Origin of the sequence: Sandarakinorhabdus rubra (assembly GCF_010994245.1) — a bacterium.
In the GTDB taxonomy this organism is placed as follows: Bacteria; Pseudomonadota; Alphaproteobacteria; order Sphingomonadales; family Sphingomonadaceae; genus Sandarakinorhabdus; species Sandarakinorhabdus rubra.
In genome coordinates this window covers 1-11,214 of record NZ_WMHO01000078.1, presented here as the reverse complement: position 1 = coordinate 11,214, position 11,214 = coordinate 1, and the positions used below count along the sequence as shown (strand labels likewise).

Annotated in this window: 10 protein-coding genes; 3 read left to right on the top strand and 7 right to left on the bottom strand. The window is 68.3% G+C overall.

Features of this window, described 5'->3' with window-relative positions; translation table 11 throughout:
- From GJV64_RS06785 to GJV64_RS06775, 3 genes are all read left to right on the top strand, one after another.
- Nucleotides 1-693, top strand: a 693-nt coding sequence (locus GJV64_RS06785; protein ID WP_205599553.1) for a heparinase II/III family protein, incomplete at its 5' end; no start/stop codon positions are given.
- A 125-nt stretch (nt 694-818) separates the two neighbouring features.
- Nucleotides 819-2,405 (top strand): bifunctional phosphoribosylaminoimidazolecarboxamide formyltransferase/IMP cyclohydrolase, encoded by a 1,587-nt coding sequence (gene purH, locus GJV64_RS06780; RefSeq protein WP_164156512.1) that lies wholly within the window; start codon nt 819-821, stop codon nt 2,403-2,405.
- Between the two features lie 117 nt (nt 2,406-2,522).
- Complete coding sequence (locus tag GJV64_RS06775; protein ID WP_164156511.1) at nt 2,523-3,671, top strand: serine hydrolase domain-containing protein; 1,149 nt, start codon at nt 2,523-2,525, stop codon at nt 3,669-3,671.
- On the opposite strand, the gene hisD is transcribed toward GJV64_RS06775, so the two are convergent.
- The 7 genes from hisD to GJV64_RS06740 all read right to left on the bottom strand — a co-directional run.
- Nucleotides 3,668-4,957, bottom strand: coding sequence for a histidinol dehydrogenase (gene hisD / locus GJV64_RS06770; protein ID WP_164156510.1), 1,290 nt, complete (start codon nt 4,955-4,957; stop codon nt 3,668-3,670). The genes GJV64_RS06775 and hisD overlap by 4 nt on opposite strands.
- Nucleotides 4,941-5,603, bottom strand: a complete 663-nt coding sequence (gene hisG / locus GJV64_RS06765; protein WP_164156509.1) for an ATP phosphoribosyltransferase — start codon at nt 5,601-5,603, stop codon at nt 4,941-4,943. Before hisG ends, hisD begins: the two co-directional genes overlap by 17 nt.
- Before the next feature lie 60 nt (nt 5,604-5,663).
- Nucleotides 5,664-7,610, bottom strand: coding sequence for an alpha/beta hydrolase family protein (locus GJV64_RS06760; protein ID WP_164156508.1), 1,947 nt, complete (start codon nt 7,608-7,610; stop codon nt 5,664-5,666).
- Nucleotides 7,611-7,684: 74 nt separating this feature from the next.
- Complete coding sequence (gene mmsB, locus GJV64_RS06755) at nt 7,685-8,629, bottom strand: 3-hydroxyisobutyrate dehydrogenase (RefSeq protein ID WP_235927632.1); 945 nt, start codon at nt 8,627-8,629, stop codon at nt 7,685-7,687.
- Nucleotides 8,565-9,338 carry an enoyl-CoA hydratase gene (locus tag GJV64_RS06750; RefSeq protein WP_164156506.1) on the bottom strand — a complete coding sequence of 258 codons (774 nt, stop codon included), beginning with the start codon at nt 9,336-9,338 and terminating at the stop codon, nt 8,565-8,567. Before GJV64_RS06750 ends, mmsB begins: the two co-directional genes overlap by 65 nt.
- A complete protein-coding gene (locus tag GJV64_RS06745; protein WP_164156505.1) occupies nt 9,335-9,781 on the bottom strand; it encodes a DUF7832 domain-containing protein in 447 nt (148 codons plus the stop codon). The genes GJV64_RS06750 and GJV64_RS06745 overlap by 4 nt, the downstream gene beginning before the upstream one ends.
- A gap of 18 nt (nt 9,782-9,799) precedes the next feature.
- The coding region (locus tag GJV64_RS06740) for a CoA-acylating methylmalonate-semialdehyde dehydrogenase (RefSeq protein ID WP_164156504.1) at nt 9,800-11,214 on the bottom strand (1,415 nt) is incomplete at its 5' end.

Sequence of the window (11,214 nt, the reverse complement as noted above, 5' to 3'; positions counted from 1 at the left end):
GCCCGCCTGTCGAACAGCGGCCATGCCGGCACGCTGGCCTTCGAGATGAGTGACGGGTCGGATCGGCTGGTTACCAACTGCGGCGGCCGGCGCGGGCTGGAGCGCAGCACGGCCGGGCCATTGGCGCCGGCGCTGGCCAGCGGCCTCGCTACCACGGCGGCGCATTCGACGTTGGTGATCGCCGACACCAATTCCACCCGTATCCGCGACGACGGCACCCTGGGCGCCGGCGTGGAAGAGGTGACCGTGGCCGCCCGCACGAACGCCGAGGGCCAGTTGCTGGAGGCCAGCCACAATGGCTATGCCCGGCGACTGGGCCTGCTGGTGCGGCGGCGGCTGTTCCTGGCTGGCGATGGCAGCGAACTGGCCGGCGAGGACACGATCGAGGCTGCACCTGCGCGGCTGTTCGCCCGGCGCAGCGAGCGCGGCTTCGACGTGCGTTTCCATCTGGGCGCCGGCGTTTCGGCAACCCCCACCGCCGACGGGCTGGGCGCCCTCATGAAGACGGCGGGGGGGCGCATCTGGGCGTTCAAGACGCGCATCACGGCCGGCGAGGGACGGCTGCTGATCGAGCCCTCGCTATGGGTGGATGGCAACGGCGTGATCCACCGGACCCAGCAGCTGGTGATCAGCGGCCGGACCGACAGATGCGCCGCTGACATCCACTGGAGCTTCACCCGCGCCAGCAAATAGCGGCCAGCGTTTCAGGGCAGCGTTTCTGGCCATCGTTTCTGGGCTGACAGGCCGGCGCCAAGCCGCTAGGCGGACGCCGCACACAGACATCACCGCCGCCATCCCTGCCTGAGGGGCCCGCCACCATGACCGATCTCGTTCCCATCCGCCGCGCCCTCCTGTCGGTGTCCGACAAGGCCGGGCTGGAACCGCTGGCGGCGGCGCTGGCGGCGCATGGAGTGGAGCTGGTGTCAACCGGCGGCACGGCGGCGGCGCTGCGGGCGCTGGGCCATGCGGTGAAGGACGTGGCCGAGCTGACCGGCAGCCCGGAGATGATGGACGGTCGGGTAAAGACGCTGCACCCGCGCGTGCACGGCGGCCTGCTGGCGTTGCGCGACAACCCCGAGCATGTCGCCGCCATGCAGGCCCACGGCATCGGCGCCATCGACCTGGCGGTGATCAACCTCTACCCGTTTGCCGCCACCGTGGCCAAGGGCGCCCCGCGCGAGGACATCATCGAGAATATCGACATCGGCGGCCCCGCCATGGTCCGCTCGGCCGCCAAGAACCATGATTCCGTCGCCATCCTGACCAGCCCCGATCAGTATGACGGGTTCATCGCCGCGCTGAACGGCAACGCCGGCGCCACCCCGCTGGCCCTGCGCCGCCAGCTCGCCGCTGCCGCCTTCGCCCACACCGCCGCCTATGATGCCGCCGTGGCCAGCTGGTTCGCCTTTGCCGACCAGGGCGAACAGTTCCCGGCCGTGCTGCCCCTGGCGCTCAGCCACAAGGAGACGCTGCGCTATGGCGAGAACCCGCACCAGCAGGCCGCGCTCTACCTGCCGCAGGGCAGGCCCCATGGCCTCGCCGCGGCGCGCCAGCTGCAGGGCAAGGAGCTCAGCTACAACAATCTGAACGATGCCGATGGCGCGCTCGACCTGATCGCCGAGTGGCGCGACAGCGGTCCGGCCTGCGCCATCATCAAACACGCCAATCCGTGCGGCGTCGCCACCGGCACCACCCTCGCCGATGCCTACAAGAAGGCCTTCGACTGTGACCCGGTATCGGCCTTTGGCGGCATCATCGCGGTCAACCAGCCGCTCGACGGCCCCACCGCCGAGGCCATCACCGGCATCTTCACCGAAGTGGTGATCGCGCCCGGTGCCGACGAGGACGCGCTGAGCATCTTCGCCGCCAAGAAGAATCTGCGCCTGCTGATCGCCGAACTGCCCGATCCGCGCCGGTCGGGGCTGATGCTGAAACCGATCTCGGGCGGCATGCTGGTGCAGAGCCGGGACAATGGCGCCGTGCTGCGGGCCGATTGCCAGGTGGTGACGAAGCGCGCGCCCACCGAGGCCGAATGGGCCGACCTGATGTTTGCCTGGACCGTGGCACGGCACGTGAAATCCAACGCCATTGTCTATGCCAATGGCGGCGCCACGGCGGGCATCGGCGCCGGCCAGATGAGCCGGCTCGATTCCACCCGCATCGCCGCAAGGAAGGCCATCGATGCGGCCGAGACTGCCGGCTGGCCGCAGCCGAGGACCATCGGTTCCTGCGTCGCCTCCGACGCCTTCTTCCCCTTCCCCGACGGACTGATTGCCGCGGCCGAAGCCGGCGCCACCGCCATCATCCAGCCCGGCGGCTCGATCCGCGACAAGGACGTGATCGCGGCGGCCGACGAGCGCGGGCTGGCGATGGTCTTCACGGGAATGCGCCACTTCCGGCATTGAGGACTCGCATCCACTTGAGGATGCGAGCCTGACGACAATGGCCGCGCCGCTGTCCTCGCGCTTGCGGGAGGGGCCGGGCGTCGGGCATCTCGCCTAAGGTCTCGCCCGGAGGTCACCATGCTCGATCGTATCCGCCACGCCCTCGAAACCAGCCTGGCTGCCGGCAATATTCCGGGCGCCGTCGCCGTGGTCGGCAACAGCGCCGGCACCATTGGCGAAGTGACGGTGGGCACCAAGGGACCGGGCGGACCGCCGCTGGCACAGGACGACCTGTTCCAGATCGCATCGATGACCAAGGCGCTGGCCAGCGTGGCGTCAATGCAGCTGGTGGAACAGGGCCGGCTGGCGCTGGATGAGGACATCGGCACCTCGCTACCGGCGCTCGCCAACCCGCAGGTGCTGGAAGGCTTTGATGATGGCGGCAAACCGGTCACCCGCCCCGCCGCCGGCCCAATCACCCTGCGGCAGCTGCTCACCCATACCTCGGGGCTCGGCTATGAGTTCATGTCGGCCGAGCTGACCCAGTGGCGCCAGTACAACCCGGCGGCGCCCGGCACGCTGGCCAGCATCCAGCTGCCGCTGCTCGCCGATCCCGGCACCCGCTGGATCTATGGCGTCTCCACCGACTGGGTGGGGCTGGCGGTGGAGGCGGCCTCCGGCATGACGCTGGGCGACTGGCTGGCCCGCCATGTCACCGGGCCATTGCGCATGTCCGACACCAGCTTTGCCTTCGACGACGCGGTGAAGGCGCGGCTGGTGCCGCTGCATGCCCGCCTGCCCGATGGCAGCCTGGCGGCCTTTCCGGTGCATTTCGGCGGCGGCGAGAAGGCCGAGTTCCAGAGCGGCGGCGGCGGCTTGATCTCCACCGCGCGCGATTATCTGCATTTCTGCCGCATGATCCTGAACCGGGGCCAGCTGAACGGCGCCCGCATCCTGAAGCCCGAAACCGTGATCGACATGTCCACCAACCAGGTGACGATGCCAGCGGGCCGCCTGGTCACCAACCTGCCGGGCTTCAGCAGCGACACCGATCTGTTCCCCGGCATGGATTGCGGCTGGGGGCTTGGCTTCCTGATCAACCCGGAACCCGGCCCCGATGGCCGCGCCGCCGGCAGCCTGGCGTGGAGCGGCATCGCCAACAGCTATTACTGGATCGACCCGGAAAACGACATCGCCGCGGTGATCTGCATGCAGCACCTGCCCTTCGGCGAGCAGGCCGCGCTGGACGTGCTGAACGCCTTCGAGCGGGCGGTGTACGGGATCTAGCGGAGCCGCAGCCGGATCGAGGCGGCGTGGGCGGCCAGCCCTTCCACGTCGGCAATCGCCGCGCCGGCCGGGCCGATGGCAGCAAGTCCCCGTGGCCCGCAATCGAGGAAGGTGGTGCGCTTCATGAAATCCGCCACCGAGAGGCCAGAGGCAAAGCGCGCCCGCCGCCCGGTGGGCAGCACATGGTTCGGCCCGGCGAGATAGTCGCCCGCCGCCTCCGGCGTGTGGCGGCCGAGGAACACCGAGCCGGCATGGCGCATGCGCTGGAACAGCCAGTCCGGATCATCGACCATCAGTTCGGCATGTTCGGGCGCCAGGGCATCGAGCAGCGGCAGCGCATCGGCGAGGTCGCCGATCGTGATGATGGCGCCGAAGTTGCGCCACGACGCACCGGCGACGGCCGCGGTTGACAGGGTTTCGAGCTGGCGCGCCACGGCCGTTTCCACCGCATCGGCCTCGGCGGCTGACGTGGTGATGAGGATGGACTGCGCCACCGGATCATGCTCGGCCTGGGCAAGGAGATCGGCGGCGATCCAGTCCGGATTCGAGCCGCCGTCCGACACGATCACCACCTCCGATGGCCCGGCCACCATGTCGATGCCGACCGTGCCATAGAGCTGGCGCTTGGCCTCGGCGACGAAGGCGTTGCCCGGCCCGGTGATCACGTCCACCTTCGGAATGCGGCCCGTGCCGAAGGCGAGCGCGGCAATGGCTTGGGCGCCGCCCACCCGGAACACGCGGGACACGCCGGCGACGCGCGCGGCGGCGAGCACCAGCGGGTTGATCGCGCCATCGGGTGTCGGTGTCACCATCACCAGATCGCGCACGCCGGCCACCACGGCGGGAATGGCGTTCATCAGCACGGACGACGGATAGGCGGCCCGCCCGCCCGGCACATAGAGGCCGGCGGCATCCACCGGCGTCCAGCGCACGCCGGTGCGCACGCCGGCGGTGTCAACGGCGTCGTTGCCCACCGGCTTCTGGCGCTCGTGGAAATCGCGGATGCGCGTGGCCGCCAGATCGAGCGCGGCGCGCAGGTCGGGCGACAGGCCGGCGAGTGCCGCGTCCATCTCGGCCGCCGTCAACTCCCAGCCGGCGGCATCCAGCTGCACCCGGTCGAAGCGTGCGGTGAGTTCGGCGACCGCCGCATCGCCGCGCGCCTTCACATCGGCGATGATGCCGGCAACCGTGGCAGACACATCGGCGGCATCGTCGCGCTTGGCATCGACCAGCGCTGCAAAGGCCGCGGCAAACTCCGGCGCGCGCGCGTCAAGCCGCTGCGGCATCGGCATTTTCCGTGAGGTCGCGCAGCGCGTTGATGATGGTCACCACGCGGCTGTCGGTCTTGAAGGCGGCACGGTTGGCGATCAGCCGGCTGCTGATCTCGGCAATCACCTCGACCTCGACCAGGCCATTCTCGGCCAGCGTCTTGCCGGTCGAAACCAGGTCCACAATGCGGCTCGACAGGCCGACGAGCGGCGCCAGCTCCATCGCGCCGTTCAGTTTGATCACCTCGGCCTGGAGGCCGCGCGCGGCGAAGTGCCGGCGGGTCAGCGCCGGATATTTGGTCGCCACCCGCACGTGGGAGAGGCGCGAGAGATCGGGGTCCAGCGCCGCCGGCTGCGCCACCGACAGGCGGCACCTGCCGATACCCAAATCAACCGGCGCATAGATTTCGGAGAAATCGAACTCCATCAGCACGTCGTTGCCGGCGATGCCCAGCTGCGCCGCGCCAAAGGCCACGAAGGTCGCCACATCGAAGCTGCGCACCCGGATCACCCGCACGTCATCGCGGGAGGTCGCAAAGGTTAGCTTGCGGCTGTTCTCGTCCGAAAAATCCGGTTCCGGTACGATGCCGATACGCGCCAGCAGCGGCAGCGCCTCCTTGAGGATGCGGCCCTTGGGCAGCGCGAGGGTGATCGGCGGTTGCATGTCGGCGCGGGCCATAGCGCGGGCGGGCGCAAAACGCCACCGCAGTCACGTCGCACCGGTTCAGTTCGGGGGGTTGTGCTTCTCCAGGAAGGCCACCAGCGCTTCCAGCATGGCAATGCGGGTGACGGGGCGGCTCAGCCAATGGTCCTCGCCGGCGAGTTCCAGGACCTCCACGGGCTTTCCGGCCTTCCGCATCGCATCGGCCATCGCCCGGCTCTGGGCGATCGGCACCACCGTGTCGTCCTTGCCGTGGATCAACTGCAGCGGCACGCTCACCCGACCGGCGAGCAGGGCAGGCGAATAGGCATCGACTGACCGGTCGGTCACACTGCTGGCGCCCATGAACCGCTGCCAGAAGCGCAGGGTAAGTGTGTTGCTATCGCCCGCCTCGCGGCGTTCGGACGCCAGCATGCGCCGCAAATCGGAGATGCCGGCAATCGCCGATGCACAGCGATAGACGCCCTGTTCCACGGTCACGCCGGCCATCGCGGCATAGCCGCCGTAGGAGGCGCCGACAATGCAGACCCGCCCGGTATCCACCGTGCCTTCACCGACCAGGTGGCGCACGCCGTCGGAAAGGTCGGTCTGCATCTTGCGGCCCCACTGGCCATAGCCGGCTTCGAGAAGGGTGGTGCTGAAGCCATCGGAGCCACGAAACTGCGGTTGCAGCACGGCGTAGCCACGGCTGGCCAGTGCCTGCGCCCACCAATCGAACCCCGGCACGTCACGCGATGCCGGCCCGCCATGCGGCAATACAATGAGCGGCAGGCCCTTGGGCGCGCGACCGCGCGGCAGGGTGAGATAGGCCGGAATGGCCAGCCCATCGGCCGCCTTGTAGGTGAAGCTCTTCACCGGGCTGAGCTGCTCTGGCCCCAGCCCGGTATAGACGTCGACCATGAATTCGGCGCGGCCGCTGGCCCGGTCCAGCGTCCACAGCGACAGGCCGTTCGTTGGCCCGTCCACTTCGAGCATGGCGGTCTTGCGGTCCGCGCTCCAGCTGGCCAGCCGCACCTGCTCGCCGGGGAAGGCCTTGGCGATGGCGCGCCACAGCGCCTGATCTGCTGGCGAGAAGAAGCGATAGTCGCTGCGGTCCAGCCCGGTATCGACCGTGGCGATCACCGTCTTGCTGACCCGGTCGAGGACCACCCGGTCCCCGGCCAGTTCGGGATGCGGCCCGGTGAGGGTGCCATCGGCGAGATTCAGTTCAAAGTCAGCGCCACCCTCGGCCTGCCTGCGATTGATCAGCAACGTGCCGGGGCTGCGCCCGAACGAGATCAGGCTGGGTGGATCCTGCAGGGCCTTTTCCGCATAGAGCCGGGTGAGGCGTCCGTCGCGGGCGCCGAACAGGCTCCATTGGCCGGACTCCTGATCATAATCGACCCGGGCCGCAGGGCGGCCATCGGGGCCGACCAGCCAGTCGACCGTGTACACGTTGCCGCTTTCGACAATGCGGGACGTCATGGACTTCAGGTTGACTTCGAACAGCGAAATCACTCCGCGCGTGCCCTTGAACTCCCAGCCGGGCACGAACACGAATGGCTTGCCATCGCGCAGCACGTCGGTGGGCGCGCCGGCTGCCACATTCATCGCATTCTCGATGCCGCCCAGCAGGGGCCGCCAGCGCTTGTCCTTCGCGAGATCGAGCGCGAGCAGCTGAAACCACTCGCCCTTGGCACCAAAGTTGAGGTTGGTCACCGCCGTCGTCGTGGAGATGGTGACGACAACATGATCGTTGCCCACCCACATGACGTTGCGCAGCTTGGCCTTTTCCGCCGGGGCGACGGACAGCAGCTCGCCATCGGCGAGGCGGCGCACCTGGACCTGGGCGCTGTCCTCGGCGTCGAACACCGCTGCCCAGCGGCGTCCATCCGGCGACAGCTTGATGGACGAAATGGCAGGAAGCTGGCCAAACAGCCGCAGCGGCGGCGGTCCGGCGGTGTCGGCCGCAAGCACCGGCCGGGCCGCGACGATGCACAAGGCGAACAGCAGCAGTCGCGCGACCTTCATGGTGCAACCCCGTCTTCCGCGACCCTGCAACGGTCAGGAAACCGGCGCGCTGGCGGACTGTCAAGGGCGGCTGGTCATCCGCGCAACAATTTGACGATTGCAGAGAAATCCTGGCCGCCGCCGCCGTTGTTGACGAGCAGCTGGTAGAGCGCTTCGGCAGCAGCGCCCATCGGCACGCTGGCGCCGGCGCCCTGTGCCGCTTCACACGCCAGTTTCAGATCCTTCAGCATCAGCGCGGCGGCAAAACCGCCGGCATAATCCCGGTTGGCGGGCGAGGTCGGCACCGGGCCTGGCACCGGGCAGTAACTGGTCATCGACCAGCTCTGCCCGCTCGCCTTGGACGAGATGTCGAAGAAGGTCTGCGCGTCCAGGCCCAGCTTCTCGGCCAGCACGAAGGCTTCGGCGGTGGCGACCATGGTGGCGCCCAGGATCATGTTGTTGCAGATCTTGGCCGCCTGCCCCATGCCCGGTCCGCCGGCGTGGATCACCGCCTTGCCCATCTTTTCCAGCACGGGCCGCGCCTGCTCGAACGCCGCATCTGGCCCGCCCACCATGAAGGTGAGAGTGCCGGCATCGGCCGCCGCCGTGCCGCCCGAGACCGGCGCATCAACCATCGCCAGCCCGCGCGCCGCAGCCGCTTCGCCCAGCGCCTTGGCGGTGGCGACATCGATGGTGGAGCAGTCAATCAGCACGGCATGAGGCTGTGCGGCGGCAAACAATTCGCCTTCATAGGCGGCACGGACATGGCGCCCGGCCGGCAGCATGGTGACGATGACATCCGCCCCGGTGGCGGCATCCACAGCGCTACCCGCTGCCGTCGCGCCGCCTGCGGTCACGCGCGCCAGGGCGTCGGCCGACAGGTCGAACGCCCAGACTTCGTGCCCGGCCTTGACCAGGTTGAGGGCCATGCCACCCCCCATGTTGCCGACGCCAATGAATGCGATGATCGCCATGTTACTTGCCTGTCCATTTGCCGGGGCGCTTTTCGATGAAGGCCGCCATGCCTTCCTTCTGGTCAGCGCTGCCAAAGAGGCCGTGGAACAGCCGGCGTTCGAAGCGCACGCCTTCCTTCAGGCTCATCTCGAAGGCGGCGTCGATCTGTTCCTTCACGGCGATGCTGGCCAGCGGAGCCATGCCGGCAATCGTCTCGGCCAGCTTCAGCGCCTCGTCGAGCAGGGTCTCGGTCGGCACCACGCGGGCCACCAGCCCCGAACGCTCGGCTTCGGCGGCGTCCATCATGCGGCCGGTCAGGCACATTTCCATGGCCTTGGCCTTGCCGATGGCGCGCACCAGCCGCTGCGAACCGCCCATCCCGGGGGTGACGCCCAGCTTGATTTCCGGCTGGCCGAACTTCGCGTTCTCGCCTGCGATGATGATGTCCGCCATCATCGCCAGTTCACAGCCGCCGCCCAGCGCAAAGCCCGAGACCGCCGCGATCCACGGCTTCCTCGTCGCCGTCACATGGTCATAGCCGGCGAAGAAGTTGCTGCCATACATGTCCGCGAAGGACTGCGTGCTCATTTCCTTGATGTCGGCGCCGGCGGCAAAGGCCTTCTCGCTGCCGGTGATGACGAGACAGCGCTGCGAGGCGTCGGCGTCATAGGCGCGGAAGGCCGCAATGAGGTCGCCAAGCACCTGGCTGTTCAGCGCGTTCAGCGCCTGCGGGCGGTTGAGGCGCACCAGCGTGACGGCGCCGCGCTGTTCGACGAGGATGGTTTCGTAACTCAATTCAGCTCTCCTGCGAGAAATTCGGCATGGCGCGCGGCGATGCGCGGGGCCAGCCGTTCGAAATCGTCCCAGTCGCCCGCCACGTCGAACATCTCGCCGGTGGGGAAGGCGTCGCTATAGTCGTCGAAATAGGGGCCAAGATCGTCGGCCTCCCCGGCATCGGCATCATAGCCGGTCACATAATAGCTTTCCGTGAAGCGCTGGCCGGCCGGCGTCAGGTCTTCCGGGTAGAAGCTGTTGGCGAACCGATCCCAGTACCAGTCGAGCGGGGTGAGCCGCCGCGCCGCCAGATCGGCATCAACCGCAGCGTTGTCCTCGCCAGGCACCACCATCCCACGCAGCGCCAGCCATGCCAGATAGAGCGCAGCGTGGGCCATGAGGGACTCTTCGCTCACCCCTTCCGGTTGCGATTCATGCCAGGTTTCGACCCGGTCGTAGGCCACGCCTCACCCCCCCAGGTCTCACCCCATCGTCGGAATGACGAACGCCGAACCACCATCGCCGCCGCCATCGGGCCAGCGGCCGGTGACGGTCTTGCGCTTGGTCCAGAATTGCACGCCTTCCATGCCGTGCTGGCCGATGTCCCCAAAGGCCGAGCGCTTCCAGCCGCCGAAGCTGTGATAGGCAACCGGCACCGGGATCGGCACGTTGACGCCCACCATCCCGACATTGACGCGGGCAGCGAACTCGCGCGCCACGTGGCCGTTCCTCGTGAAGATGGCGACGCCGTTGCCATATTGGTGCCGGCTGGGAAGCTGCAGTGCGGTTTCGAAATCGGGCGCGCGCACGATCTGCAGCACCGGCCCGAAGATTTCCTCGCGATAGCTCTGCATCTCCGGCGTGACATGATCGAACAGGCTGGGGCCGATGAAGAAGCCATCCTCGTGGCCCTGCAGGGTGAAACCGCGGCCATCCACCACCAGCTCGGCGCCTTCATCGACGCCCATCTGGATGTAGCTTTCGATGCGCGCCTTGTGGGCGGCGGTGACCACCGGGCCATAATCGGCGTCAGGGTCGGTCGAGGTGCCGATCCTGAGCTTCGCCATCGCCGGCAGCATCATCGCGCGCAAGCGTGTCGCGGTCTCCTCGCCCACCGGCACCACAACGGGGAGGGCCATGCAGCGTTCACCCGCGCTGCCAAAGGCCGCGCCGGTGAGATCACGCACCACCTGGTCGAGATCGGCATCGGGCATCACGATGGCGTGGTTCTTGGCGCCGCCCATCGCCTGCACCCGCTTGCCGCGAGCGCAGCCTTGGCTGTGGATATACTCCGCCACGTCTGAAGAGCCGACGAAGCTGATCGCGGCGATGTCGGGATGCTCGATGATTGCGTCCACCATCTCCTTGTCGCCATTGACGACGCTGAAGATGCCATCGGGCAGGCCGGCGCGCTTGAACAGATCGCCCAGCATGTGCGGCAGGGTGGGATCGCGTTCGGACGGCTTCAGGATGAAGGCATTGCCGGTGACGATGGCGACACCGGCCATCCACATCGGGATCATCGCCGGGAAGTTGAACGGCGTGATGCCCGCCCCGATGCCGATCGGCTGCCGGAACGCCCAGACATCGATGCCCGGCCCGGCGCCATGGCTGAACTCGCCCTTCAGCACATGCGGCGCGCCGCAGCAGAACTCGATCACCTCAAGCCCGCGCTGGATGTCACCCTTGGCGTCGGCCAGCACCTTGCCATGCTCGATGGACAGCACATGGGCGAGCTTGTCGATCTCGGACTCCACCAGCGCCTTGAAGGCGAACATCACGCGGGCGCGGCGCTGCGGGTTGGTGGCAGCCCAGGCCGGCTGCGCCGCCCGTGCCGCGGCAACCGCCTGGTCCAGCAGGTCGCGACCGGCCAGCCGAACTTCGGCCTGCACCCGCC